Genomic DNA, 24,418 nt, shown 5'->3' with positions numbered 1-24,418 from the left:
TGCTATGAACTTAAAATTCTTTTCCAGGATGCTGTTGGGCATCGCCGCGGCCCTGCTGGTAACGTCTTGTATAGACGATGACAACACTTACTACAACCCGTACCCTAATGTGGCCTATGGCGTTATTGTAAATACCAGCCCTAACAGCGGCGACCTTTTCTTTTTTGCCGACCAAAACCAAATAAATAATGCTGCGCTAAACTATGGCGATGCAGCCGGTTACTATAATTTTTATACCGGAAGCCGCGTACTTAGCCTTAAAGACACTGCAGGCGAAACCCTGACTACTGCAAACATTACCCTTAACAACGGTGATTTTTTCAGCGCCTTTGCCGTAAACACGTTTGATAATGTTGAGCTGGTTACGTATCGCGATTCGCTGGAGTACCCGGCATCGGGTACGGCTAATGTAAGGTTTATTAACCTGGCCCCTGATGCGCCTTCGGTAGATGTTACAGGCACAACAGCCACCTTTGCTACGGGTATGGATTTTAAAGAAGCTACCGATTTCAGTAGTGTTGCCGCAGGTACATATGACCTGACCTTTAAAGACAGTGAAACGGGCGAAACTATTTACACTGCTACCGGCCTTGATTTTGCTGATGGCGGTATCTACACCGTGTACACAAAAGGCTTTGTAACTCCCGCTACGGGTAGTAACGACACCTTTTCGGTCAAGAAACTTCGTAACTACTAAACCTATTATAAGGGTTATTCTATTCTGTTTTTCAGGCTGCCTCAGGGCAGCCTGATTTTTTATATGGCGGGTGGTTTTGCAAACTGTACCGTTTAAAACGTATTTTGTACCGCCCATTGTGTTTTAAACCAAAGCAATACTATCAAAGTATAACTTTGGGTACATTAAAATACAACACCATGAAAAATATCCCCCGTAAAATAGCGCACCTCGTTGCAGCAATATTGCTTCTCCCCTCCTGCGCCCCTACCCGTACGGTCGTAGTAGCACCAAGGCGTCCGCCCCGTGCCGTAGTGGTACGCAGGCCTGACCCGGTTGTGGTAAGGCCGGTTACTGTGGTACGTGTACCCTGATGAAACAAAGAAATAATTAGTTTGTGTTAAGTTAAGTACTGCCGGTAGCGTATGCCACCGGTTTTTTTATATCCAGCCTTCGTTTATGGCTTTAGATATAAGCTCATAGGCATTGGCACTGTTTGTCTTCCTCAATAGGTTTTTGCGGTGGGTTTCTACGGTAAAGCGTTTTATGTTCAACTCTGCCGCTATTTGCCCGCTGTGCTGGCCTGCCGCAAGCAGCACCAAAACATCTTTCTCCCGAGCAGAAATAACAGACTTCGTAGGCTTAAATATATTTTCTACAGCAACGTTTATGTACGACGGCTCACCATCAAGCCCTATAAAAGAAAGTATGGGCTTGCCACTTTCCTTAAGGTGCGAAATATCGGTATGCACGCCCAAAGAACGCAACAGGTTACCCTCTGTATCAAACTGTATAAACACCATTTGATGCAGTATACGCACGTACTGCCCGGCAGTATTTTTTATCCTGAAATCATAACGTATTTTATATTTGGCAATTTTTTCGGGTGGCAGGCTCCTGAAAAATTCACGCCCTTTATTTTCAAAATTCAGGAAATATGGCTGGTCTTCCGGATGAATATGGCTTAGGTAATAGCCGGTAGTGATATCAGGCTCAAAACCCATGATATTTTTAATGGAAGGGTCTACATAATCAAATTCCCCTTCAGGGATATTAAAAATAAAGTAAAAGTACTCCCCCACCTGGAAAATACTCAACAGCTTTTTGTGGATTTCGAGTTCAAAAGCCAGTTTCTCGTTTTCATTTTCAAAACGGTTTCCGGAAACATCAGTCCATATTTTACGGGCTTCAGAGAAGAAATTTTTCATAGGCTTAAAAACACTGTTTCCCCAAATATAGGATATTCCCGCATACAAAAAACAGAAAAGGGTTAAGCCTGAATAAGCTTAACCCTTTATATATAATTCTTTAGTAAAAATATTATTTCTGCCTGAAGTAAACATCTATGGGCACCCCGCTAAAGTTAAAGTGCTCCCTCAGCTGGTTTTCTATATAGCGCCTGTACGGGTCTTTAACATACTGCGGCAGGTTACAGAAAAACACAAACTGCGGCATAGGCGTAGGCAGCTGCATACAGTACTTTATTTTTATGTACTTGCCCTTAAGCGCCGGCGGTGGGTTGTTTTCTATAATAGGCAGCATCAGTTCGTTTAATTTGCTGGTAGCTACGCGTTGCTTACGGCTTTCAAATACCTCTACAGCAGTTTCCAGTGCCTTAAGCAAACGCTGCTTGGTAAGCGCCGATATAAACAGGATAGGCACATCGGTAAACGGCTGTATTTCCTCGCGTATTTTCCTTTCGTAATCGCGGGTACTCATGGTGTCTTTTTCCACAAGGTCCCACTTGTTTACCAATATTACTATACCCTTGCGGTTTTTCTCGGCCAGCCAGAAGATACTCTGGTCCTGACCCTCAAAACCACGGGTAGCATCAATTACAAGTAATATAATATCGCTGTGTTCTATAGCACGAACCGAACGCATAACGCTGTAAAACTCCAGGTCTTCCTTTACTTTGGCCTTACGGCGTATACCGGCAGTATCTACCAGGTTAAACTTAAACCCAAAACGGTTGTATGTAGTATCTATAGCATCGCGTGTGGTACCGGCTATGTCAGTCACCACAAAGCGGTCTTCGCCAATAAGCGCATTTATGAATGACGATTTACCAGCATTCGGGCGGCCTACTACGGCAAAACGAGGCAGTACTTCGGCATTTTCATCAGCAGGCTGCGGATCGGGCAGGGCTTCGATGATTGCGTCAAGCAATTCTCCAGTACCGCTTCCGCTGGCACTTGATATGGTGTGGTATTCGCCGAGGCCCAGGTTGTAAAACTCATAGGCATCCTTTTCGCGCATGGCGTTGTCTACCTTGTTCACGGCCAAAATTACCGGCTTGGTCACTTTGCGAAGCAGCTTAGCCACCTCATCATCCATAGGGGTAATGCCCTCTTCCACGTCTACCACAAAGATGATAACGTCGGCTTCGTCTATCGCCAGTTCTACCTGGCGGCGTATTTCGCCTTCAAAAATATCGTCGCTTCCCTTTACATATCCGCCTGTATCAATTACAGAGAACTCCTTTCCGTTCCATTCGCTCTTGCCGTAATTACGGTCGCGCGTAACACCGCTCACAGAGTCTACAATAGCTTCCCTGCGCTGTATCAAACGGTTAAAAAAGGTAGACTTCCCTACATTAGGCCTGCCCACTATGGCTACGATATTATTCATCAGCTTATTTTAATTTTTTGCAAAAGTAGCAATTTTAAGTTGTAAAGTCATAAAGTCGAAAGTCTTAAAGTCAGGACTCGCTGAAACTTCACGACTTTCGACCTTAGACTTTAAGACTTTTGACTACTTATTGTTATACCCAAACCTCCTCAACTGGTAGTTATTACTCCTCCAGTCCTTGTTTACTTTAACGAACATTTGCAGGTGGATTTGCTTCCCGAAGAATTTCTCCAGGTCTTCGCGGGATTGTATCCCTACTTTTTTCAGGGCAGATCCTTTGTGCCCTATAATAATACCCTTCTGTGTATCGCGCTCCACCATAATCACGGCACGGATTCGGATGATTTCGTCTTCTTCTAGGAACTCTTCAGTTTCTATCTCTACAGCATAAGGGATTTCCTTATCGTAGTTCAGCAATATTTTTTCGCGGATGGTTTCATTTACAAAGAAACGCTCCGGCTTATCGGTAAGTGCATCTTTAGGATAGTACGGCGGCGATTCCGGAAGCAGCTCCAGTATGCGTTTAAATACATTTTCAACATTAAAGTTTTCCAGTGCGCTTATAGGGTAAATCTCAGCATTAGGCACTTTTTCCTTCCAAAGTGCTACCTGTTCTTCCAATTGTTCTTGGCTGCTTTTGTCAATTTTATTTAGCAATAATAAAACCGGCACTTTAGCCTTCACAATCTTATTGAAAAACGCCTCATCTTTTAAATCCTTCTCGCCCACCTCGACCATATACACCAGCACATCGGCATCTTCAAAAGCAGTTTTCACAAAGTCCATCATGTTGCTTTGCAGTTCGTATGCAGGCTTTATTATACCCGGCGTATCGCTGAACACCGCCTGAAAATCATCGCCGTTTACTATGCCCAGTATGCGGTGGCGCGTGGTCTGTGCCTTGCTGGTAATGATAGAAAGGCGCTCGCCTACAAAGGCATTCATAAGCGTGCTTTTGCCTACATTCGGGTTGCCTATAATATTTACGAATCCTGCTTTATGTGCCATAACATGGTGTATTTAAATGAAAAAAGCCATTGATACAATGGCTTATATTGCAGGTGCAAAGGTATTATATATTATTGGCAATGGCAACATACGCCATGTAGTGCGGATGGCGCAGGCCGCATTGCCCCTGGCAGGAATTAATTACCGTTAGTTGGCCGACTTTATTTTCTCTATAAAATAAATCGGGATAAGCACAAATGTAAGGCACAACAGCCCTGCGAAAATTTCCATTTCACCATAAGGCCAGTGCATATGCCTTGAGGTTAGACCGAATGAAAGCAAAAATGAGGTTATCAATGCGACGGCATAAACAAATTTTTTCATGTGAAATTGTTTTGGTTAATTCATCGCAATATAATGGGTTATAACCGTTAAAAAAATACCCAATGTCAGGTATTTTAACTAAATACCATAACGCAACCTTCAGTATTTATCACTACCTTGTAAGCCACAAACCTTCATTTATACCAAATATGAAAAAAACTACTTTATTGTTACTGTGCGCTTTATGCTTTACAATTAATACTTTTTCACAATCAGAATACCACGACAGCAGCTTTGGCACCAATAGCATTATAACCGAGAATCCCCTTTACCAGGGCAGCACCCTTAATGTGTTTATGCATGATGATGCTATTTATGCCCTAATGCTGGATATTTCCACCGGATTAACCATGCATAAATACAATAGTGCAGGCGAACAGGACACAGACTTTGTTATTTCTATGACCAGCGATACCTATTACTGGAGTGCAGGCGATGCTTTTCAGGCCTTTGCTGAGGTGACGCCTGACAACAAAATACTGGTAGCCACCCATGGCCTCAGCCCTAATAACGATCCTAACATAACATATTATCACCTTAGTCGCTATAACATAGACGGAACAATTGACACTTCTTACGGTGTAGACGGTTATGCTACAATACCGTACAACGAAGGCGATTACCTGATGCTGCTAAACGCATTCCGCCTGCCGAATGAGGACCTCATTACTATAGGACACACGGGCAGCTCTGTATGGATTGACAAGTTTAACGAAAACGGCATACGCTATAACGATGTGTGGGACAACGGCCGTATTACTTATGGTTTTACACAGGAAAATAATTTCCCTTATGAGGCGCACTATTCTGCAGAGGACAATAGTATCTATGTCTCGTTTATAAACATGGACAGCGAATACAACCTAACCTCCACAATCTTAAAGCTGAACCTGGGCACCGGCCTGCCCGATACAGGTTTCGGCACAGCCGGGATAATCACATTGCCCATTACAGAGATGATTACGCGCTTTACACTGACGGCAGATAACAAAATACTGGCAACAACCCAGGAAGGATATACTAACATACTGCGCAAGTACAATGCTGATGGCTCCCTAATAACCGAATTTGGCACCAATGGTTCCCAGCCGATTGTTGAAAACGAGTTCCGCATACAAAAACTGGTAACCGAAGCGGACGGAAAAATTACCATAATGGGCAAAAAAAATTATGAGGATGGTGTGGCAATTTTTAAGCTGAATGCCAATGGCACTGCCGACACCAGCTTTGGTATAGGTGGAAAAATTGCACACGAAAACGCAAATGCCCAATACTGGGTTTTCGATTATACTGAAAACGAAGATTATATGATTTTAGGCGGAAGTTACCGCACTACAGGCGAGCTGGAACCCTCACTGCTTAAATTGTTTAAAACCGCACAACAACCGGCTTCAGTTTCCGGCAGTATGGTCCAGGCAGTAGCATTATACCCCAACCCCACAGCAGGCCAGGTAAACCTGCAAACCGAAAAAGATATTGTAAGTGCCGAGGTATATACCATAACCGGGCAGCGTGCCGCAACCTTTACCATTACAGATAATACGATAAATATAGCTGAGCTTGCCTCAGGCACCTACCTTCTTAAACTATATGACTCACAAGGTAGTGTATACACAAAAAAACTGGTTAAGATATAATTACACACCAAACAACACATTATTCTCCATTGCCTTAATAAGCGGGGCAGTGTCTTTTAGCTGTACCGGATTTAAAAATGCAGCCGTATGGCGCTCGTGGTGGGTATCGCTGCCTGCAAAATCTATCATACCTTCTTCCAGCAGTTTTTGGGCAATATCGGCTACACCTTTGCCATAGTAACCGGTAACCGAAAGCAGGTTAATCTGGAATTTACAGCCTGCTTTTTTCAGCTTGGTATATTCCTCCTGTTTAAAGTGGTAAAACAGGTAGCGTTCAGGGTGTGCCATAATGGGTTGGTAGCCCTCAAGCTGTAATTGGAAAATTGCCTCATACAATTGCAGCGGGGCAGCAAGGTAACTCATTTCCACCAGCACGTAATTGTCTTTTATAGTAAGCAGCGGTTCATTGCCTATACGTTTTAAAAAAACATCGTCTATAAGATATTCGGCGGCAGCTTTAAAAGGCTCGTATACACCTTGCTGCTTCAGGTATTCCTTGTGTTTATCTTCAGTAGCCAGTATGCCGTCGCGGGTGTTGTTCCACACTCCTGTAAGTACGTGCGGGGTGGTTACAAACTGGCTGAAGCCATATCCTTTAAGCGTATTGATTAGCGAAAGGGAGTCAGCCTCGTCCTTGGCGCCGTCATCTATGCCTGGCAGCAGGTGCGAGTGTATATCTATATATCCCTGTGGGATAAGGCTGGCCAGCGACATGGCGGTACTTTTTTTCTTGAAGAGGGAAAACAAAGGCTTATAGTTTAGTGGTGACCTTACAAAAATAATGAAAACACCGCTTGAATAATGCCTTAGGCAGTAATTTTCCCGTTGCGCGAAAATAGTTTGTGCTGCGGGTAGGCTTCTCTAAGTAATAACTGTGCTACAACCAATAGCAGCGGCAGTACCGTAAGCAGGTATGGCTTGTTCAGCATAAAGAGCAGGTACACCACCACACATCCCAGTAATACAAAGGCAGTTTTACGCAATGCAACCAGTTTATGGGCAAAGCTGAAGTACAGCAGCACCAGAAACAGCGGATTTACCAGCAGCGCATTGTAGTTCCACGTTACCTCGGTATGGAAAGAATACAGACCAACAAAACAGAAGAAAATACCAAGCAACCCGAAAAGTGCATACAGCACCCTGCGAAGGAAAATGTATTTTGATAAAACAACCAACACTACACAAGTAAGTGTAAAGGTATAAATGTTATTCCACCACGACATTTGGGTTTGTTCAGTGCTTTTGTATACAGTTTCTACAGGTTGTGCCAACGGCTGGCCGTTTTGTAGTGTTGTATTACCAATACCTTGTAATAATTGTTCCGGTAAAAACAGCTTGTGCAGCTTGGTATCGGTCTTTATCCCAAAAATAAGATTGATACCCAGGCTTTCGTAAAAACTGTAGTGCAGCTTTTCGCATACTATTTTGCGGTAGGTTTTGCCTTCATCAGTATTTTTCATGGATATTTTTTCCGGAACATGATGCCCTAATACATCGCTCACCATAGTGGTGCAGTTACGGTCAAAATATTTATAGGTATAATATTTCTTGTCGGAGTTTAGCGTAAGCGCCAGTTCGTCTATTACCTGTTGCTTTTGCTGCTGGGTAAGGTTCAGTTTTTGCTCAAAAACATCGCGGTTGTAGTATTCATAGGCATTTACAAAATCAGCATACGATGCCGCCGATACAAAATACTGCAAATCGCCTTTTACAAACTTCAGGTAGAAATTCGGCGTACTGAAATCGAACGTACCGTAATTAAACACCACGTCAAGCCCTGTTGCAGGGTCAGCCACACGTATGGCAGTATGCCCAAAAACCGAATACAGCTCCTGACCCGGCCCGCAGGTAATCAACGTTATAAAGGATTTATCAGATAATTGCTGGGCGCGTGTACACAACGGCAGTACCAGTAAAAGCATCAGTACCGGGAACCGCAATTTTAATAACGTACGCATGGTGTTTGTGGTGTTGTATTTAGTGCCTAAAGATACCCAAATCTACCTTAACGGAAAAAATATTTGAGTACAGTGCCGCACTTTGGTCACCCAGGTCAGTAAGGGCGTAGTCTATTTCTATACCGCGGTACTTAAATCCCACCCCCATATTGGGCTGGAAGGTAAGGCGCTGGCTGTTGTCCAGCTGTTGTTCGTTCTGGAAGTTGCCCGCACCCAGCCTTAAAAAGGCCATATCCAGGTAACCGAATTCAAAACCCATAGCCGGGTCTATACTTACAAAGTCGAGGTTTACAATATCGTTGGTCTTGGCAAACTGCATGTTAAGGTTAACCGCTGCCAAAAGGCTGTAATCGCCGTGGAACTCAAATTTCTTTGCCACACCAAGCTGTGCTTTCGGCAAAGTAATCTCTGTGGTTTCGGGCAGTTCCTGGTTTTGGCCTGCCACGGCACCGCTTATTTTCTCATACTCTTCTTCATTTATGGCCCAAACGTTGTATGTAGTGGTAATATCGCGCAGCATAAAGCCCAGCTTCCATTCGTTTTTGGTTTGGTACTGCATCCCGAAGTCGAACCCAAAGCCCCATGAATTGGCAAACTTACCAATGATGCGGCGTATTACCTTGGCATTAACACCATAGGTAAAACCATCAAGGGGAGCCTTGCGGGCATAGCTCAGGGTAAATCCGTAATCGGCAGTAGAGAAAAGACTGATGCGGTTGTAGTCGATGTTCCCCTGGTCGTCTATCAGCTGGGTGGTGTTCATAATATCGTCCACCCCAAAGCGGATAACCGATATACCCAGTGCGCTGCGGTCGTCTATCGGCATGGCAAAAGCACCGTAGTCGTATTGGGCTATGTTGGCAAAATAGCTGGCGTGCATCAGGGCGGCCTGGTTATCGGTAACAGCCATAAGGCCGGCCGGGTTCCAGTAGCCCGAATTTACGTCGGCAGTACTGCCCGTTACGGCATTGCTCATACCCAGCGCAGCGGCATCTACCCCAATACTCATAAACTCGTTAGAGTATTTACGGGTGGTTTGCGCCCCGGCACTAAGGGCAACGAATACAGTTATGACAGACAGTAATTTTCCCAACACGGTTATTTTGTGCAAATATGATATAAAAATCTCAATTACTAAACTCCGTTTCTATTAACTTTATTGTATTACATTTGCGTATAAATTTTAAGACATGTCTGTAAAGAAACACATCCCTAATTTCATTACCCTGCTTAACCTTGCTTCGGGCCTTATAGCCCTTATTTATGCGTTTGACACCAACTGGCCAATGGCTTTCTTTTGGGTGTGCCTGGGTATTTTCTTTGATTTTTGGGACGGCTTCTTTGCCCGTGTGCTTAAAGTTTCAAGCCCTATAGGCCTGCAGCTCGATTCGCTTGCCGATATGGTAACCAGCGGTGTGGTGCCCGGCCTTGCCATCTTCCAGATGCTTGTAGGCATAGTAGATATGCAGGCAGAACTGAACCTGGAGGGCGATAATTTTTACCTTGGGCTGCTGCCGTATGCCGGTTTCATAATCACACTGGGTTCAGCTTACAGGCTGGCAAAATTCAATGTAGACACCCGCCAGACCGATTCGTTCATCGGCCTGCCTACGCCTGCCAACTCACTGCTTATCATGAGCCTGCCGCTTATACAGTCATTCAGCGACGGTACCGGCTGGGTATTCGATATGCTGAGCAACCCGTATGTACTGGTAGGCATCAGCATTGTGAGTGCATTCCTGCTTAACTCAGGCATACCACTGTTTTCGCTAAAGCTGAAATACTTCAACTGGGAAACCAACAAAGTACAGGTCATCTTCCTGGTACTATCGGTAATCCTGATGTTTGCGCTGCAATATGCTGCTATACCACTCATCATCATCCTGTACATACTGCTTTCGGTAGCCACCCGAAACATTTGGCACAAAGCATAATACGTTTATATGGCAGCACCAAAACGCACACCTGTAACCCCGGTGAAGCGCACTACAACGCGTACCGCAAAAACGGCTGCACCTGCCAAACGTAAGCCCTCAAAAAGCAAAAAGCAAAAACTTACACCGCTAAGCATACTGAAATATTCGGTATACATGCTGTTGCTGTCGTTTGCCGTGACGGGAGTATACCGTTTCAGGCATGGGTTTATGGTGTACCTGGGTTTTACCAAAATAAACAACAAAGCCGTTACCGTTTTCACCAAAGAAGAACGTAAGATAGCCGACCTGCGCATTTACGAAATTGTAAGCCGTCACAAAGACCGTATTTTCGGGTTTGACGTATCGCATTACCAGGGTGAAATAAACTGGGACAGCATAGAGCACACCAAAGGCGATTTCCCGCTTGATTTTGTATTTATCCGTGCTACTGCAGGTAGCAGTAGTTCGGACAACCAGTTTAAGCGTAACTGGAAGGACGCCAAGCGTACCGGCTTTATCCGTGGGGCATACCATTACTATCGTCCGGATGAAAACTCAGTTAAACAGGCCGATAATTTTATAACCCACGTGGCACTACGCAAAGGTGACCTTCCACCGGTACTGGACATCGAAAAAATACCGAGCGGGCAAAGCATGGACAGCCTGAAAAGCGGCCTGAAACGCTGGCTCGATAAAGTAGAGGAACACTACGGCGTAAAACCCATCATCTATAGCGGTGAGAGTTTTTATACTGATTTTTTAAAGAAAGAATTTACAGGCTACAAGCTGTGGATAGCCAATTACAGTTTCTTTAACGATGATATACGGAAGGAGTGGGATTTCTGGCAATTTACAGATAAGGCTGCTATCCTCGGCATAGAAGGCAAGGTAGATGCCAACATCTATAACGGCAGCAAGAAGGATTTAAAGGGTTGCTGTATCCAGTAGTTTTTCAAAACACACGCTATTTTCTACACCTGCATACTGCCCGTAATTCGGTATCAGTACATACCCCGACTTCTTATATAGGGCAATGGCTTCGGGTTGTTTGAGGCCGGTTTCCAACATGCATTTTGCATGGCCAAGTTCTGCAGCCCATTGTTCCAGGGCAGCGAGCACCTGTGCCGCAATACCCTTGCCCCTGTGTTCCGGCAGCGTATACATACGCTTTACCTCCATAGCATCCGGGCTGAGTTCTTTTATGGCGCCGCAACCTACGGGTATATCACCCTCGTAAGCCACGATTACATGCTTAATCGCGGCGATCTTATTAAATTGGTGGTAAAAGGCATGCTCATCACCATCGCGGATGGCGAGGTCGGCATCCAGTAACTGCACCAATGGTACAAAATCAGGGTCGGTAGAATCGGTACGTTTCAGGGTGAGCATAATATTATTGAATTACAGTGAGAGATTTCTCCTATCGTCGAAATGGAATACGCTATGGATTACTTACAACCTTTCCTTTTATATATTCGGCACGGTTTACTTCTTTCCACAACGAATCACGTCCTTTCAGTTCTTTCATAAAACCATCACGGTGAAACGCCCCGTACAGTATAACGATTTTATCGCTTTGGGCAGCAGCCACTTTATCAGCCAGAAGCTTATTACGCAACGTAAGCATCAGGTAATCCCTGTCTGACGACGATACCTTATCTCCCTTATATTTTTCAGTAAACGAAGCCGTTTTATCATAATCGTCTAATACTAATGCTCCCTTATCAGCCTCATAAACATTTATTAGCGAATCCATATAATAATCGGCCCTGACGTCTTTTTCAGCATCAATACCTGTATTCTTGGTCGACTGATGCACTATACCTTTTATCTGGTACTTTTTCATGTCCTTATTATTTGCATCCAGGTAATTGCTCATATTAAAACCCAACACCTTTCGCAGCTTACGCTTGTAGGTATCCTGCTCAAGGCTGTCCATATCCTTACGCCAGCGCACGCCTTCATAGAAAAATACATAGCCCTCATTGCGCAACGAATCATTAAACTGCTTCACCTCATCATAAAACTCAGGCTTATTGATGTGTATCATGGGTACAAACACCACTTTTTTTGTCCCGTTTGTGTAGTAATACGGGTTGTTATGCTTAAACATGGACACGGCAAGTTTGGTAAGCATCTTACCGCAGGAGGCCAGCAACACCGCTGTTATGAATAATAAGGCCAGTTTTTTCATGCTGTTAATGTATAAAAAAGCCGGGAGCATAACACCCCCGGCTGTAATATATTTTAGATCCGGATAAGAAACAACAGCGTTACCAGCTTCCTCCGGCACCACCGCCACTAAAGCCGCCGCCGCCGAAACCTCCTTTAAAGCCTCTTTTTGTTGTGGGCTTTGGAGACGAAAAAGTCCAACTTTTAGATTTACCGCTGCTCTTTATGGGAATGTACTTATAATCCGGCAAAAAGCGGGTAAGCCATGCAAACAGCATCAGTAAAAAGAGAAGCCCTGAAATCACCAAGACAATCCACATTAGTAATACCCATGGGTTCTTGTTATCTTTCCACCACGGCACCACTTCCGCCTCAGCTTTAAACTTACCGCTAAGTGCTTTAAAAATAGCATCGGTGCCATTATCTAAACCATAATAATAACGTCCTGCCTTAAAATCAGGCAGCATATAATCCCTGATAATTTGACCGGTAATACCGGCAGTGAGCCTGCCCTGTACACCATAGCCCGTAGCTATATACATTTCACGGTCGTCTTTACTAACCAATACAAAAACGCCATTATCCTTATCAGCCTGCCCTACACCCCATTTTTGTGCCCATAGTGGTGCCACACGCGCTGCGCTATCGCCTTTAAGGTTTTTTACTGTAGCAATTACTATTTGGGTAGAAGTGGTATCGGCATAATTAAGCAGTTTGGTTTCCAGTGAATATCTTTCTATAGAGTCCAGCATTTCGGCATAATCATACAAACTGGTTTGATGCTCCGGGATTTCCGGTATAACAAATTGGGCAAAACCGGTTAAAGGAGCCAATAAAAGGCTGAAGTAAACAAAAAAATATTGTATTGGTTTCATTGGTTAAAATTTAAAAAGCCGGAAAGCATGTCTTTCCGGCTGCAATATAGTATAAAAAATGAATCATAATTACCAGCTTCCCCCGGCACCGCCGCCACTGAAGCCGCCGCCACCAAAACCGCCACTGAAGCCGCCGCCTCCACCGCCACTCCAGCCACCGGAACTACCTCCGCCCCAGCCGGAGCCACTGCTGCCGCGCCCAAGGCTGCTCAGTATAAGTATATCGGTAAGATCAGGGCCGCCCCAGCCACGGTTACCTCCTCCGCCACCGCCACGGTTCCGGAAAATAATAACCAGTATAATGATAACCAAAATGATGATAAAAGGTATAAAGCCTAAAAATCCGCCATCGTCCTTTTTTCGTTCGCCCTTAAATTTGCCGTTCAGTGCCTGGAAGATAGCATCGGTACCGTTATCAAGGCCCGCATAATAGTCACCTTTTTTAAACTCGGGAGTAATCACACTACGGATAATAGTGCCCACCTGCCCTGCCGTAAGCCTGCCCTGCACACCATAGCCGGTAGCTATATACATGTCTCGGTCATCACGGCTTACCAGTATAAAAATACCGTTATCTTTATCCTTTTGGCCTACCCCCCAGGTCTGTGCCCATTCGGGTGCTACACGCCCTGCGCTGTCGCCGTTAAGGTTTTCTACCGTGGCTATTACTATCTGGGTAGAAGTAGTATCAGAATAGCGTACCAGCTTTTCCTCAAGCCGTGTTTTTTCATCAGATGAAAACAACTTAGCATAATCATATACACTGGTTTGGAAATCCGGTTTTTCGGGAATCTTAAACTGGGCATAGCCCTGCTGTGATACTGCACAAAGCAGCAACACAAGCACTATAAGATGTAATAGTTTTTTCATTTATCCTCTTGATATAGTATCGGGGAGTTCATTTTTATCATCATCCGCATACGGGAAATAGGTTTTAAGGCGGTCACCAGCGCGTACTATGCCTTCGGCCAGGCCTTGTACAAACCTTCTTTCCTTAAAATGGCCTATCACCACATCTTTGGTACAGTCCCAAAAATCTGCTTCCACCACCTTGTCTATACCTTCATCTCCTACTATGGCAAATGACCGGTCTTTTAGGCTTATGTAAAAAAGCACACCGTTACGAGCATTGGTTTCATGCATATTTAAAAACTGAAAAACCTCCTGTGCCCTTTCGAGCGGAGGTTTTTCCGATGTATTTTCTATATGCACCCTTATTTCACCACTGGTGTTTTTTTCAGCCTGCTGAATCGCTTCTACAATAGCTTTCTCATCTTCGGCAGATAAAAAATCGTTTGGTGCAGCCATAGCTTATTTTTTGTCGAAGTTAAACTCTACATCTACAGGCTTATCAGCGCCTTCTACAGCATCAAAATATGGTTTTTCCTTATACTCGCCAAGGAACATTGAATTCGGGAAACGCAACACATACTTATTATACTCCTTTACAGCATCGTTAAAGCGCACCCTCGATGTACGTATTTCGTTTTCTGTAGAGGCAAGCTCATCCTGCAATTTCAGGAAGTTTTCATTTGTTTTAAGTTCAGGATAATTCTCCACACTTACAAGAAGCCTTGACAGTGAAGAAGAAACACCACCCTGCGCTTTGTTAAACTCGGCAAGCTGCTCAGGAGTAACATTAGACGGGTCTATGGTAACCGAAGTAGCCTTAGCCCTGGCCTCTATAACAGCGGTTAGTGTACTTTTTTCAAAATCGGCAGCACCCTGTACGGTTTTCACAAGGTTACCTATAAGGTCATTCCTCCTCTGGTAGTCGGTTTGCACGTTACCCCAGGCCGAATTTACATCCTGGCTTCTTTCAAGAGCCGTATTTTTTATGCCCATTACCCAAAAGAAACCTATGCCTATAATAGCCACAATTACTATAACCGGTATTAACCACTTTTTCATTTCTCGTTTGTTTTTTTATTAAAGTTCTTTTTTTATGTTGATTAACTGTGTTTTCACCAATTCTAATTTACGGATAATTTCATACTTATCCATAGTCTTTTTCTGACCTTCTTTTAAATGCACTTTGGCGCCGTCCAGCGTAAAGCCACGCTCCTTTACCAAATGGTATATAAGCTCCAGGTTCTTTACATCTTCGGGGGTAAACATACGGTTGCCCTTCGCGTTCTTTTTGGGTTTAAGGATATCAAACTCCTTATCCCAAAAGCGGATGAGCGACGCATTAACGTCGAAGGCTTTGGCAAGTTCGCCAATACTGTAATAGCGTTTTTCAGGCAGATCGATATGCATCAGTCAAGCGATTGGTTTTCCTGGTTAGCTAATTTAGCAATTAATACGTATTCTTTTGCAGAAATATTGCCGTAATAGAAATTAAGCGGGTTTACCACCGTGCCGTTCTTATGCACTTCATAGTGCAGGTGGGGCGCCTCGCTTCGGCCGGTACTGCCCACGTAGCCTATAATATCGCCGCGTTTTACACGCTGCCCTGCCCTTACGGCAAATTTGCTCATGTGTCCATAAAGCGTCTGGTAGCCGTAGCCGTGGTTGATTACCACACGATTTCCGTAACCCGACATTTTATTATCTGCCGCCGACACCACGCCGTCTCCGGTGGCATAGATAACCGTACCGGTACGCGCACTGAAGTCCATACCCGCGTGGAACTTACGCACTTTGGTAAACGGGTCGCTCCTGTACCCAAACCCCGATGCCATCTGGCGGAGGTCTTCATTTTTAACAGGCTGAATGGCCGGTATGGCACTAAGCAGTTTTTCTTTGTCTTTGGCCAGTTTGGCTATTTCGTCAAGGCTCTGGCTTTGCACCACTATTTCCTTGCTCAGTACATCAATACGCTTTGTAGTGTTCTTTACAAGGTCGCTGTTGTTATAGCCTTCCAGCTCCTTATAACGGTTTACCCCGCCGAAGCCCGCTTTACGCTGCTCTTCAGTTATCGGTGTAGCATTAAAGTAGGTACGGTACAGGTTATTATCACGCTCCTCCACATTCCCCAGGGCTTCCTCCATAAGGGCAGCCTTGCGGTTAAGGAGTTCGTATTTCAGCTTCATGTTGTCTATTTCACGGGTAAGCAGCCTGTCTTTTGGCGTTTCAAAAAACGGCGTATTAAGCAGCACCACAAAACACAAAAACCCGAACAGCGCCGACGCCGTTAAAAACAGCAACGCCACGCCTACCTTGCGGCTTTTCCTGATCCTTATCTTATGGAAGGCCAGCTTTTCGGGGTCGTAATAATATTTTACCTTCGCCATGTGGTTAATTTATTCTATTTTTGCACCTTAACGGAAAAAACCGTACCATGAGGTACATTGCATAACGAGCAAATGTAAGAAATGTTACGGTTACGGCACTACTTATTTAGTTTGCCAGGCCATTTTACAGATATTTTTAAGCTAAAAAACAAACTTTCATACGAGCATGAAATCCCAGGATATCAGGAAAAAATTCCTGCAATTTTTTGAAGAAAGAGGCCACCTTATTGTCCCTTCTGCCCCTATTGTAACCAAAGACGACCCTACCCTGATGTTTAACAACAGTGGTATGGCACAGTTTAAAGAGTTCTTCCTTGGCAACGGCACGCCGAAAAGCAAGCGTATAGCCGATACCCAAAAATGCCTTCGCGTTAGCGGAAAGCACAACGACCTGGAAGATGTAGGCTTTGACACCTACCACCACACCATGTTTGAGATGCTGGGCAACTGGAGCTTTGGCGATTACTTTAAAAAAGAGGCCATAAACTGGGCATGGCAACTGCTTACCGAAGTGTACGGCATACCGAAAGACATACTGTACGTTTCGGTTTTTGAGGGCAACCCTGAAGAAAACGTACCGTTTGACCAGGAAGCGTGGGACATCTGGAAAGAACTGATAGATGAAGACCGTATTATCCTTGGCAACAAAAAAGACAACTTCTGGGAAATGGGCGACCAGGGTCCATGTGGGCCTTGTAGTGAAATCCACGTAGACATCCGTTCTGCGGAGGAAAAAGCACTGGTATCTGGCAAGAGCCTTGTAAACGCTGACCACCCCCAGGTTGTGGAAATATGGAACAACGTATTTATGGAGTTTAACCGTAAGGCCGACAAAAGCCTGGAGAAACTTCCTGCACAGCACGTAGATACCGGCATGGGCTTTGAGCGCCTTTGTATGGTGCTACAGGGTGTTACGTCTAACTACGACACAGACGTGTTTACACCACTTATCAGCAAAATAGAAACCCCTACCGGTGCTAAATACACTATTAAGGCTGCTAACGAAGACGAAGAAAAAATAAACATAGCCATCCGTGTGGTGGCAGACCACGTACGTGCGGTGGCATTTGCCATTGCCGACGGACAGCTGCCAAGCAACGGTGGTGCGGGTTATGTTATCCGCAGGATATTGAGGAGGGCTATCCGTTACGCGTTTACTTTCCTTAACAAAAAAGAGCCATTTATCAATGAGCTTGTGGCTGTACTTGCTGCACAGATGGGCGAATTCTTCCCGGAAATAAAGGCACAGCAAACACTTGTTACCAATGTTATCCGTGAGGAGGAAGCCTCGTTCCTGCGCACCCTGGACCAGGGGCTTCAGCTACTGGACAATGTAGTGGCAGAAACTACAGGTACTGAAGTGAGTGGTGCTAAGGCATTTGAACTATATGACACTTTCGGTTTCCCGGAAGACCTTACTGCGCTTATCCTTAAAGAAAAAGGTTATACATATGACAAGCCTGGCTTTGATGCCGAACTGCAAAAACAAAAGGAACGCAGCCGTGGCGCTAACGAAGTGGCTAAAGACGACTGGGTTATCCTTGTAGACGGCAATACCGAAAGCTTTGTTGGTTATGACCAACTGGAGAATGACGTAAAAATAACGCGCTACCGTAAGATAGATTCTAAGAAAGACGGTGTGCTATACCAGATAGTACTTGATGCTACGCCTTTCTACCCGGAAGGTGGTGGCCAGGTAGGTGATAAAGGCGTACTGCAATCGGCTAACGAGAGCATTGAAATCCTTGACACCAAAAAAGAGAACAACCTTATACTGCATATAACCAAGTCGCTTCCTGAAAATGTAAACGGCAGTTTTGTAGCTAAGGTAAACGCTACCCTACGCGATGAAAGCCAAAGCAACCACACGGCTACACACCTGCTACACCAGGCACTGCGCAGCATCCTTGGTACACACGTGGAGCAAAAAGGTTCGCTTGTAAGTCCGGGATATTTACGTTTCGACTTTTCACATTTTGCAAAAGTGAGCGATACCGAGCTTGCCGAAGTTGAGGCTTTTGTAAACACCCGCATACAGGAGCACCTGCCGCTTATAGAGCGCAGGAGCATTCCGTTTAAGCAGGCGGTTGAAGAAGGTGCCATGGCACTATTCGGAGAGAAATACGGCGACAATGTACGTGCCATTAAATTTGGCGACAGCATGGAACTTTGCGGTGGTACACACGTTAAGAACACTGCCGATATATGGTACTTTAAAATAATAAGCGAAAGCGCTGTAGCAGCAGGTATCCGCCGTATAGAGGCGATTACCGGCACTGCGGTTAAGGACTTCTTTGCATCGCAGGAAAAAGCCCTTGACGAAATTAAGGCTACCCTTAAAAATCCGCAGGATACGCTTAAAGCTGTCGTATCATTACAGGATGAAAACGCCAAACTTAAAAAACAGGTGGAAGCACTCCTTAAAGAGAAAGCGAAAAACCTGAAAGGCGAACTTGCCGCCGAGCTACGGGAAATAAACGGCGTGAAGTTCCTTGCCAAACAGGTAGACCTTGACCCTACAGGTGCTAAAGACCTGGCTTACGAGTTGGGCAACCTTGGCACAAACCTATTCCTTGTACTGGCTACCGTAAATGAAGACAAGCCGATGCTTACCTGTTACGTAAGCAAGGAGCTTGTTGCCGAAAAAGGCCTTAATGCAGGTACTGTAGTACGCGAGTTGGGCAAGTTTATACAAGGCGGCGGCGGCGGACAGCCATTCTTTGCAACTGCTGGCGGTAAAAACCCGGCCGGTGTAGCTGAAGCACTTGCAGCAGCCATTAACTATGTGAAGTAGTTTTTCACTCTGATATATTACAAGCCCTTCTTTTCGGAGGGCTTTGTTTTTTATAATTAACTTTGCTAAAAAAGCACATGCAGTTCAGCACACCGGTACCACTACAGGAAGGCAATCCTAAGATAGACTACAACTCACGCATACTATCGTTGGGGTCGTGCTTTGCCGTGAATATCGGGCAGAAGTTTGATTATTTTAAGTTTCAAAATACCATCAACTCGTTTGGCATACTGTTCAATCCGCTGGCACTGGAAAAGGTAATCCGCTTTGCTGTAGAAAACAAGACCTTCACTGACGCTGATGTCTTTCAACACAACGAACTATGGCACTGTTATGACGCCCACAGTGACCTGAGCAACCCTGATAAAGAACAATTAATCCACAATCTCAACACGGCCTGCCAGACCCTGCGTGATGCAATTGTTTCTGCTACACACATTAACATAACCCTTGGTACTGCATGGGTGTATCGCCTTACTGAAACCGGTGAACTGGTAGCCAACTGCCATAAGGTTCCGCAAAAACATTTTACAAAAGAACTGCTTGATGTAGCCACCATTGGCAACAGCCTGCAAAATATCCTGTCACTAATAGCACAGGTAAACCATACCGCAACAGTGATATTCACCATATCGCCGGTACGTCACATAAAAGATGGTTTTACCGAAAACCAATGGAGCAAGGCCAACCTCATCTCAGCCCTGCATGCCACGTTGCAAGTTCCCCCTCCGGGGGTTAGGGGGCTGTACTTCCCTTCTTACGAAATAATGATGGACGAGCTGCGTGACTACCGTTTTTATGCCGAGGATATGATTCACCCAAACCAGGTAGCCATTGATTATATATGGGAACGCTTTGCCCAAAACTGGGTTAGCGAGGAAGCACAGCAAACCATGAAGCAGGCCGACAACATACAAAAGAGCCTACAGCACCGCCCGTTTAACCCGGAATCTGACAGCCACAAAAAGTTTCTGGAAAACCTCGGCACAAAGATTGCTATACTACAGCAACAGCATCCGCACATACAATTTTAAGGGTACCAAATTTACACCAAAACAAAATGTTAAAGAAAATACTAATCGGCACAGCGGCAGTAATCCTTATACTGCTTGCGTTCCGTTATTGTGAATTTAAAAAAGACGGCGACGGCACCACCTTTGAGGAGTCGGCCATGATACAGCAACAGATAAAAAACGTGGGTAAGCTGGTGGTTACCGAAGGACACTTCAGCGAGGTGGTAACCTATAAAAACAAGGAGAATTACCTTGGCGATTACCTTTCGTTTGAAAAGAAAGCACTGGTTATTGTTAATGCCGAGGCCACTGTAAGCTATGACCTAAGGCAGGTGCAGTATGATATAGACGAGGAGAATAAAACCATTACCATTACAAACATCCCAAAAGAGGAGATTAAAATCTCTCCCGATATTAAGTTTTACGACATTCAGGAGAGTACTTTCAATGAGTTTACCGGCGACGATTATAATAAGATAAGCAAGCAGGTAAAGGAAAGCATGCGCAAGAAGATTGAGAAAAGCACTTTAAAGACCAATGCACAAAACCGCCTGATAAGCGAATTGAGCAAGATATTAATCCTGACCAACAGCATGGGCTGGAAACTGCAATACAACGGCGAGCAGGTAAACGATAAGAATATTGATGTACTACTATAAAACTATCCCCATTTCATTAAACCGAAATGGGGATAGTTTTTATTACTGTTTTTTCTCTACTGTTACCTCTTTTTTGGTAATGGTTACATTGCTCTTATTATCGCCGTCTTTACTTTTGATGCTGAAACCGTCCTTGCTCACATTTACCGATGTACCGTCAGGGTCTTCAGCAGTTGTGGTAGTAGTGGTTGTAGTTGTCGTGGTATTCGTCTGCGGTTCGGGCTTAGGAGCCGGGGCCACAGGTTTTTCTACCGGGGCCGGGTCTACAGGTGGCGGGGCTACCGGTTCTTCTTTCTGTTTGCAGGAAGCCAGCAATAATACGGCTGCCGTTGCGGTTAATAATGCCTTTTTCATGATGTTGTCATTTTAGGTTATTAGTAATCATAAAATTACAAATCGTAACCCTAAAATAAACCTAAGGCAAACTTAAAACTTACTTAATCAACCCGATACGTTTACTGTGTGCTATGGCATCGCTGCTGTCCTTAAAGTAGCACACGGCCACTCCCATACTCTCTATATTCTTAACCGCCTTTTCAGCCTTGGGCTTTTTGCTGTGCCCGGTTTGGCGTATGTACACCGCCTTAACCGTGACGGGGAATATTTTGCACACATCTTCATACAAGAAAGGATCGTGCTGGGAATCGTCGCCCAGCAGGGTATACTGAAGGTGCGGGTAAAACTCCAGTATGTGTTTTATTTTGTCAAACTTATGGCTGTGGTTGCCGCGCCCGGTAACAAGGAAATCCATCAGGCTGGTTTTTATATCCTTAAGCAGCAGTACCGCACGTGGCAAATCGTGCTTGGTAGTGAACTTCACAATAAAAGTATACAGGTTCCATTCGCTGCTCGATACGTAGAAGAAAGCATTCTGCTCATCTTTATTATTACGCCCTGCCGTGCTCAGCGCCTGGTAGTGTGGCACCACGTCTTCAAATATCTTCCGGCTGTAAATATTCTTAAACAGCAAAATGTAAATCTTCTTGAAGAAATTCCGCGTATGTGAAACCAGGAACGTATCGTCTATATCCGATATAAATCCCAATGTCCCCTCATGCGGACGCACGTAGGTGCCTTTCTCCCTAATTTCTTCACCATTGTAGTTAAGACTCACGTAATAGTCGGCCCATCCATAGGCTAGTCCTTCCGTTAACGGTATACAGAATTTAAAATAGCCGTCGGCAAGGGTTTTGGTGCGTATTTTTTGTCCGTTATGTTCCAGGAACACTTCGGTGTTGGGGATTGTCTTTACAAGGAACATTTTAAGTACAGAACGTGCATTCTTAAAACGCTTTTTCTCAAACTCATAGCCATTTGCAGTATTAGGGCGAAACACATGCCCGAATACTATAAATTCCTGGTCGTTGGCATAGCCGCGATAAAGCCTGAGTATGGGTTCCATCAAAATTTTATCAATTTTATAAGAAGCGTGAAAGTTCCTTTTACTTAAATTTAGTTCAAAAATCGATACTAATGCCTACCCAAAAGAAATTTTTGCTAATAATTAACCCTATATCGGGCGGAAACGACAAAACGGAACTGAAAGAGCAGGTGCTGCAATTTGCTTCAGAACAGGGAATTGAAATCATTATCTACGAAACTACAGGCAAAAATGACGGGGCCAAAATACAGAAACTATACGAAGAACACACCCCCGAACGCATACTTGTGGCCGGGGGCGACGGCACCATAAAACTGGCAGGTGAAGCCATAGGGCACCACGATGTTGTGGTGGGCGTATTGCCTGCGGGTAGTGCCAACGGGCTTTCGGTAGACCTGAATTTGCCAACGGATATTGAAGATATATTGGAAGTAGCCTTTCATGGTGATTCCATAGAAATGGATATGGTGTGCATTAACGGCAAAAAAAGCCTGCACCTGAGCGACCTTGGCGCCAATGCCGAATTGATAAAGAACTACGAAAGCGGCAACGTACGAGGCAAACTGGGCTATGCCATACATGCATTTACTACGTATAAGGAGTTGGGCGACCCGTTTATGGTAACGGTTACTGCCAATGGCGAAACCCTGCAAAGCGAGGCACGTATGGTGGTGATAGCCAATACCCAAAAGTACGGCACAGGCGTTACCATAAACCCTTTGGGTAAAATGGACGACGGCAAATTTGAGATTGTGATATTAAAGTCGCTCGACCTGTTTTTTATAGGCCGTATACTCACCGGAAATATGCCTATTGAGGATGAAGAGCACGTACACATTATTTCAACCGAAGCAGCGGAAATAACGACCAACATGCCGGTAAGTTTCCAGATAGACGGGGAGTTTTGCGGTGAAGAGCAAAAGCTGGATATTAAGATACTGCACCGCCAAATGCGTGTGGCGGTACCTTAAACCGTAACGGGCTGTTCGGCTTTAAAAGGGCTGCGTTCGTGCCACTGTACTTTCGGGTCGAAATAGTTGAACAGCCATTCCATACTACGGTTGATCAGCGGTGTAGTGTGTTTTATAAGACCGTACACAGGTTCGGCCTGCGCGCCTACCGAGCTTTTTATTTCCATAGCCGAGCGCCCGTAAATAATATGGCTGAACTGCTTGTTGATGCTATAGGCTGCCATGTCGTACAGCATGTTCAGGTACAGCATTTTTTCTTTTTGGATGGCCGCATCGTAACCTAAAAAGTACGTATCCATATCGGCACCGTTTTTTATAAGGGTATTGAAGCCTACCAGTTTCCCATCAAGGAAATAACCGTAAAAACGGAAGTTATCGCCCAGCAGTTTCTTGAATGTATAAAAATGGTCTTCCGGCAGGTGGAACGTATTGAACGATGCATTTCCGGCTACGGTAAGGTACAGCTGCTGTATGCACTCGCTGTGCGCCTTTATTTCTTCACAATTCAGTTGCTTTTTTTCAATACCTGCCGCCTTTTTACGCGCACGGTTGTACTGGGTGCGGTATTTGGTGCTTAGTGCAGCAAGGTAATCGTCCATGTTTTCCCAATATTCCTTCCTTGAAAAAATCATGTTCGGCTGGGTGCAGAACTTGAAATAACCCGTATAACCTGCCGCATCAAAATCTGGGAATTCACTTTCGTTAAAATCCTTAATTGTAATCAGGTTGATGTACACGCACTGTTTGCGGTAGTATTTTTTCAGTGCATGCAGCGCCTTTTCAAACTGGGCTAAGGCAGCAACTTCATCCACATCATCATTTAGCAGATAGGCATTTTGGCCGGTAAGCATGTTATTGCCCAAAACCAGCACCTTCGAACTGAATTTCTTGAACAGGTATTCCTTCACGCAAAAGCCTTTTTCGCGCTGGCCAAGAGTATTTACGTCGCTAAGGTTGATGTATTGCGCCAGTGCAATGCCACACAGAGCATCACCCTTAAACAGGCCGATAAAATGGGCTGTCAGGTTTTCCGGGGCCGACTGTTCCAAAACCGAAAGATACGCTTTGGAAAGGAATATGTTGCTTTGCGCCAGTGCATCCCAGTTGTCCGGCAGGGAAGCTACGGTGCTATAAAGCCTGTAGTGCAGTTTGTGAGTAGGCATATTA

28 protein-coding genes are annotated in these 24,418 nt (G+C 44.8%); 10 read left to right on the top strand and 18 right to left on the bottom strand.

Features of this window, described 5'->3' with window-relative positions; genetic code table 11:
- The first annotated feature begins 4 nt into the window (after window positions 1–4).
- Window positions 5–697, top strand: a complete 693-nt coding sequence (locus ACZIX4_RS19285) for a DUF4397 domain-containing protein (protein ID WP_463337290.1) — start codon at window positions 5–7, stop codon at window positions 695–697.
- A 179-nt stretch (window positions 698–876) separates the two neighbouring features.
- Window positions 877–1,050: a hypothetical protein gene (locus ACZIX4_RS19280; protein WP_463337289.1), complete on the top strand. Its 174-nt coding sequence runs from the start codon at window positions 877–879 to the stop codon at window positions 1,048–1,050.
- A 66-nt stretch (window positions 1,051–1,116) separates the two neighbouring features.
- On the opposite strand, the gene ACZIX4_RS19275 is transcribed toward ACZIX4_RS19280, so the two are convergent.
- From ACZIX4_RS19275 to era, 3 genes are all read right to left on the bottom strand, one after another.
- Complete coding sequence (locus tag ACZIX4_RS19275; RefSeq protein WP_463337288.1) at window positions 1,117–1,884, bottom strand: LuxR C-terminal-related transcriptional regulator; 768 nt, start codon at window positions 1,882–1,884, stop codon at window positions 1,117–1,119.
- A 112-nt stretch (window positions 1,885–1,996) separates the two neighbouring features.
- Entirely contained in the window at window positions 1,997–3,307 is a 1,311-nt protein-coding gene (der, locus tag ACZIX4_RS19270) for a ribosome biogenesis GTPase Der (RefSeq protein WP_463337287.1), read from the bottom strand.
- Window positions 3,308–3,430: 123 nt separating this feature from the next.
- Complete coding sequence (era, locus tag ACZIX4_RS19265; protein ID WP_463337286.1) at window positions 3,431–4,315, bottom strand: GTPase Era; 885 nt, start codon at window positions 4,313–4,315, stop codon at window positions 3,431–3,433.
- 16 nt (window positions 4,316–4,331) lie between these two features.
- Here era and ACZIX4_RS19260 point away from each other — a divergent pair, with 16 nt between their 5' ends.
- Window positions 4,332–4,466, top strand: coding sequence for a hypothetical protein (locus tag ACZIX4_RS19260; protein ID WP_463337285.1), 135 nt, complete (start codon window positions 4,332–4,334; stop codon window positions 4,464–4,466).
- On the opposite strand, the gene ACZIX4_RS19255 is transcribed toward ACZIX4_RS19260, so the two are convergent.
- A complete protein-coding gene (locus ACZIX4_RS19255) occupies window positions 4,463–4,639 on the bottom strand; it encodes a hypothetical protein (RefSeq protein WP_463337284.1) in 177 nt (58 codons plus the stop codon). The two genes, ACZIX4_RS19260 and ACZIX4_RS19255, sit on opposite strands and share 4 nt — an antisense overlap.
- A 62-nt stretch (window positions 4,640–4,701) precedes the next feature.
- On the opposite strand from ACZIX4_RS19255, the gene ACZIX4_RS19250 reads away from it, so the two are divergent.
- Window positions 4,702–6,276, top strand: a complete 1,575-nt coding sequence (locus ACZIX4_RS19250; RefSeq protein WP_463337283.1) for a T9SS type A sorting domain-containing protein — start codon at window positions 4,702–4,704, stop codon at window positions 6,274–6,276.
- On the opposite strand, the gene ACZIX4_RS19245 is transcribed toward ACZIX4_RS19250, so the two are convergent.
- From ACZIX4_RS19245 to ACZIX4_RS19235, 3 genes are read right to left on the bottom strand one after another with little or no spacing between them, the layout of a single operon-like run.
- Window positions 6,277–7,023 (bottom strand): tyrosine-protein phosphatase, encoded by a 747-nt coding sequence (locus tag ACZIX4_RS19245; protein WP_463337282.1) that lies wholly within the window; start codon window positions 7,021–7,023, stop codon window positions 6,277–6,279.
- 59 nt (window positions 7,024–7,082) lie between these two features.
- Entirely contained in the window at window positions 7,083–8,234 is a 1,152-nt protein-coding gene (locus tag ACZIX4_RS19240) for a lipoprotein N-acyltransferase Lnb domain-containing protein (RefSeq protein ID WP_463337281.1), read from the bottom strand.
- Between the two features lie 19 nt (window positions 8,235–8,253).
- On the bottom strand, window positions 8,254–9,327 hold the full coding sequence (locus ACZIX4_RS19235; protein ID WP_463337280.1) for a putative type IX sorting system protein PorV2: 1,074 nt from the start codon (window positions 9,325–9,327) through the stop codon (window positions 8,254–8,256).
- Window positions 9,328–9,424: 97 nt separating this feature from the next.
- On the opposite strand from ACZIX4_RS19235, the gene ACZIX4_RS19230 reads away from it, so the two are divergent.
- Window positions 9,425–10,168 (top strand): CDP-alcohol phosphatidyltransferase family protein, encoded by a 744-nt coding sequence (locus ACZIX4_RS19230; RefSeq protein WP_463337279.1) that lies wholly within the window; start codon window positions 9,425–9,427, stop codon window positions 10,166–10,168.
- Window positions 10,169–10,177: 9 nt separating this feature from the next.
- Window positions 10,178–11,098 (top strand): glycoside hydrolase family 25 protein, encoded by a 921-nt coding sequence (locus ACZIX4_RS19225; RefSeq protein WP_463337278.1) that lies wholly within the window; start codon window positions 10,178–10,180, stop codon window positions 11,096–11,098.
- On the opposite strand, the gene ACZIX4_RS19220 is transcribed toward ACZIX4_RS19225, so the two are convergent.
- The 8 genes from ACZIX4_RS19220 to ACZIX4_RS19185 all read right to left on the bottom strand — a co-directional run bounded on the left by ACZIX4_RS19220 (window position 11,075) and on the right by ACZIX4_RS19185 (window position 16,433).
- Entirely contained in the window at window positions 11,075–11,539 is a 465-nt protein-coding gene (locus ACZIX4_RS19220; RefSeq protein ID WP_463337277.1) for a GNAT family N-acetyltransferase, read from the bottom strand. The genes ACZIX4_RS19225 and ACZIX4_RS19220 overlap by 24 nt on opposite strands.
- 52 nt (window positions 11,540–11,591) lie before the next feature.
- On the bottom strand, window positions 11,592–12,344 hold the full coding sequence (locus tag ACZIX4_RS19215) for a hypothetical protein (protein WP_463337276.1): 753 nt from the start codon (window positions 12,342–12,344) through the stop codon (window positions 11,592–11,594).
- 79 nt (window positions 12,345–12,423) lie between these two features.
- Window positions 12,424–13,197: a TPM domain-containing protein gene (locus tag ACZIX4_RS19210; RefSeq protein ID WP_463337275.1), complete on the bottom strand. Its 774-nt coding sequence runs from the start codon at window positions 13,195–13,197 to the stop codon at window positions 12,424–12,426.
- Window positions 13,198–13,266: 69 nt separating this feature from the next.
- A complete protein-coding gene (locus ACZIX4_RS19205) occupies window positions 13,267–14,067 on the bottom strand; it encodes a TPM domain-containing protein (protein ID WP_463337274.1) in 801 nt (266 codons plus the stop codon).
- Window positions 14,068–14,505: a TPM domain-containing protein gene (locus tag ACZIX4_RS19200; protein ID WP_463337273.1), complete on the bottom strand. Its 438-nt coding sequence runs from the start codon at window positions 14,503–14,505 to the stop codon at window positions 14,068–14,070.
- A 3-nt stretch (window positions 14,506–14,508) separates the two neighbouring features.
- Window positions 14,509–15,108 (bottom strand): LemA family protein, encoded by a 600-nt coding sequence (locus ACZIX4_RS19195; RefSeq protein ID WP_463337272.1) that lies wholly within the window; start codon window positions 15,106–15,108, stop codon window positions 14,509–14,511.
- 18 nt (window positions 15,109–15,126) lie between these two features.
- Window positions 15,127–15,456: a MerR family transcriptional regulator gene (locus ACZIX4_RS19190; RefSeq protein ID WP_463337271.1), complete on the bottom strand. Its 330-nt coding sequence runs from the start codon at window positions 15,454–15,456 to the stop codon at window positions 15,127–15,129.
- Entirely contained in the window at window positions 15,456–16,433 is a 978-nt protein-coding gene (locus ACZIX4_RS19185; RefSeq protein ID WP_463337270.1) for a M23 family metallopeptidase, read from the bottom strand. The genes ACZIX4_RS19190 and ACZIX4_RS19185 overlap by 1 nt, the downstream gene beginning before the upstream one ends.
- A 166-nt stretch (window positions 16,434–16,599) precedes the next feature.
- On the opposite strand from ACZIX4_RS19185, the gene alaS reads away from it, so the two are divergent.
- The 3 genes from alaS to ACZIX4_RS19170 all read left to right on the top strand — a co-directional run bounded on the left by alaS (window position 16,600) and on the right by ACZIX4_RS19170 (window position 20,899).
- Window positions 16,600–19,227 carry an alanine--tRNA ligase gene (gene alaS / locus ACZIX4_RS19180; protein WP_463337269.1) on the top strand — a complete coding sequence of 876 codons (2,628 nt, stop codon included), beginning with the start codon at window positions 16,600–16,602 and terminating at the stop codon, window positions 19,225–19,227.
- Window positions 19,228–19,304: 77 nt separating this feature from the next.
- Window positions 19,305–20,261: a GSCFA domain-containing protein gene (locus ACZIX4_RS19175; RefSeq protein ID WP_463337268.1), complete on the top strand. Its 957-nt coding sequence runs from the start codon at window positions 19,305–19,307 to the stop codon at window positions 20,259–20,261.
- Between the two features lie 26 nt (window positions 20,262–20,287).
- Window positions 20,288–20,899 carry a DUF4230 domain-containing protein gene (locus ACZIX4_RS19170; protein ID WP_463337267.1) on the top strand — a complete coding sequence of 204 codons (612 nt, stop codon included), beginning with the start codon at window positions 20,288–20,290 and terminating at the stop codon, window positions 20,897–20,899.
- Between the two features lie 42 nt (window positions 20,900–20,941).
- Here ACZIX4_RS19170 and ACZIX4_RS19165 read toward each other — a convergent pair whose 3' ends face one another.
- Both ACZIX4_RS19165 and ACZIX4_RS19160 read right to left on the bottom strand, forming a co-directional pair.
- Window positions 20,942–21,253 carry a hypothetical protein gene (locus ACZIX4_RS19165; protein WP_463337266.1) on the bottom strand — a complete coding sequence of 104 codons (312 nt, stop codon included), beginning with the start codon at window positions 21,251–21,253 and terminating at the stop codon, window positions 20,942–20,944.
- A gap of 79 nt (window positions 21,254–21,332) precedes the next feature.
- Window positions 21,333–22,301, bottom strand: coding sequence for an App1 family protein (locus tag ACZIX4_RS19160; RefSeq protein WP_463337265.1), 969 nt, complete (start codon window positions 22,299–22,301; stop codon window positions 21,333–21,335).
- A gap of 71 nt (window positions 22,302–22,372) precedes the next feature.
- Here ACZIX4_RS19160 and ACZIX4_RS19155 point away from each other — a divergent pair, with 71 nt between their 5' ends.
- Window positions 22,373–23,251 (top strand): diacylglycerol/lipid kinase family protein, encoded by an 879-nt coding sequence (locus ACZIX4_RS19155; protein WP_463337264.1) that lies wholly within the window; start codon window positions 22,373–22,375, stop codon window positions 23,249–23,251.
- Here the strand turns inward: ACZIX4_RS19155 and ACZIX4_RS19150 are convergent.
- On the bottom strand, window positions 23,248–24,414 hold the full coding sequence (locus tag ACZIX4_RS19150) for a GNAT family N-acetyltransferase (RefSeq protein WP_463337263.1): 1,167 nt from the start codon (window positions 24,412–24,414) through the stop codon (window positions 23,248–23,250). The two genes, ACZIX4_RS19155 and ACZIX4_RS19150, sit on opposite strands and share 4 nt — an antisense overlap.
- Window positions 24,415–24,418 lie beyond the last annotated feature (4 nt).

The sequence above is a fragment of the Flavobacterium niveum genome (assembly GCF_055231775.1).
Note: the sequence above shows the minus strand (reverse complement) of the source record. Positions and strands in the feature narration are given on the sequence as shown.

What these genes read in the sequence shown, in the direction of transcription:
- ACZIX4_RS19285 (WP_463337290.1), top strand. Translation starts at nt 5, where the DNA reads ATGAACTTAAAATTCTTTTCCAGGATGCTGTTGGGCATCGCCGCGGCC.
- ACZIX4_RS19280 (WP_463337289.1), top strand. Translation starts at nt 877, where the DNA reads ATGAAAAATATCCCCCGTAAAATAGCGCACCTCGTTGCAGCAATATTG.
- ACZIX4_RS19275 (WP_463337288.1), bottom strand. Translation starts at nt 1,884, where the DNA reads ATGAAAAATTTCTTCTCTGAAGCCCGTAAAATATGGACTGATGTTTCC.
- der (WP_463337287.1), bottom strand. Translation starts at nt 3,307, where the DNA reads ATGAATAATATCGTAGCCATAGTGGGCAGGCCTAATGTAGGGAAGTCT.
- era (WP_463337286.1), bottom strand. Translation starts at nt 4,315, where the DNA reads ATGGCACATAAAGCAGGATTCGTAAATATTATAGGCAACCCGAATGTA.
- ACZIX4_RS19260 (WP_463337285.1), top strand. Translation starts at nt 4,332, where the DNA reads ATGAAAAAAGCCATTGATACAATGGCTTATATTGCAGGTGCAAAGGTA.
- ACZIX4_RS19255 (WP_463337284.1), bottom strand. Translation starts at nt 4,639, where the DNA reads ATGAAAAAATTTGTTTATGCCGTCGCATTGATAACCTCATTTTTGCTT.
- ACZIX4_RS19250 (WP_463337283.1), top strand. Translation starts at nt 4,702, where the DNA reads ATGTCAGGTATTTTAACTAAATACCATAACGCAACCTTCAGTATTTAT.
- ACZIX4_RS19240 (WP_463337281.1), bottom strand. Translation starts at nt 8,234, where the DNA reads ATGCGTACGTTATTAAAATTGCGGTTCCCGGTACTGATGCTTTTACTG.
- ACZIX4_RS19230 (WP_463337279.1), top strand. Translation starts at nt 9,425, where the DNA reads ATGTCTGTAAAGAAACACATCCCTAATTTCATTACCCTGCTTAACCTT.
- ACZIX4_RS19225 (WP_463337278.1), top strand. Translation starts at nt 10,178, where the DNA reads ATGGCAGCACCAAAACGCACACCTGTAACCCCGGTGAAGCGCACTACA.
- ACZIX4_RS19220 (WP_463337277.1), bottom strand. Translation starts at nt 11,539, where the DNA reads ATGCTCACCCTGAAACGTACCGATTCTACCGACCCTGATTTTGTACCA.
- ACZIX4_RS19215 (WP_463337276.1), bottom strand. Translation starts at nt 12,344, where the DNA reads ATGAAAAAACTGGCCTTATTATTCATAACAGCGGTGTTGCTGGCCTCC.
- ACZIX4_RS19210 (WP_463337275.1), bottom strand. Translation starts at nt 13,197, where the DNA reads ATGAAACCAATACAATATTTTTTTGTTTACTTCAGCCTTTTATTGGCT.
- ACZIX4_RS19205 (WP_463337274.1), bottom strand. Translation starts at nt 14,067, where the DNA reads ATGAAAAAACTATTACATCTTATAGTGCTTGTGTTGCTGCTTTGTGCA.
- ACZIX4_RS19200 (WP_463337273.1), bottom strand. Translation starts at nt 14,505, where the DNA reads ATGGCTGCACCAAACGATTTTTTATCTGCCGAAGATGAGAAAGCTATT.
- ACZIX4_RS19195 (WP_463337272.1), bottom strand. Translation starts at nt 15,108, where the DNA reads ATGAAAAAGTGGTTAATACCGGTTATAGTAATTGTGGCTATTATAGGC.
- ACZIX4_RS19190 (WP_463337271.1), bottom strand. Translation starts at nt 15,456, where the DNA reads ATGCATATCGATCTGCCTGAAAAACGCTATTACAGTATTGGCGAACTT.
- ACZIX4_RS19185 (WP_463337270.1), bottom strand. Translation starts at nt 16,433, where the DNA reads ATGGCGAAGGTAAAATATTATTACGACCCCGAAAAGCTGGCCTTCCAT.
- alaS (WP_463337269.1), top strand. Translation starts at nt 16,600, where the DNA reads ATGAAATCCCAGGATATCAGGAAAAAATTCCTGCAATTTTTTGAAGAA.
- ACZIX4_RS19175 (WP_463337268.1), top strand. Translation starts at nt 19,305, where the DNA reads ATGCAGTTCAGCACACCGGTACCACTACAGGAAGGCAATCCTAAGATA.
- ACZIX4_RS19170 (WP_463337267.1), top strand. Translation starts at nt 20,288, where the DNA reads ATGTTAAAGAAAATACTAATCGGCACAGCGGCAGTAATCCTTATACTG.
- ACZIX4_RS19165 (WP_463337266.1), bottom strand. Translation starts at nt 21,253, where the DNA reads ATGAAAAAGGCATTATTAACCGCAACGGCAGCCGTATTATTGCTGGCT.
- ACZIX4_RS19160 (WP_463337265.1), bottom strand. Translation starts at nt 22,301, where the DNA reads ATGGAACCCATACTCAGGCTTTATCGCGGCTATGCCAACGACCAGGAA.
- ACZIX4_RS19155 (WP_463337264.1), top strand. Translation starts at nt 22,373, where the DNA reads ATGCCTACCCAAAAGAAATTTTTGCTAATAATTAACCCTATATCGGGC.
- ACZIX4_RS19150 (WP_463337263.1), bottom strand. Translation starts at nt 24,414, where the DNA reads ATGCCTACTCACAAACTGCACTACAGGCTTTATAGCACCGTAGCTTCC.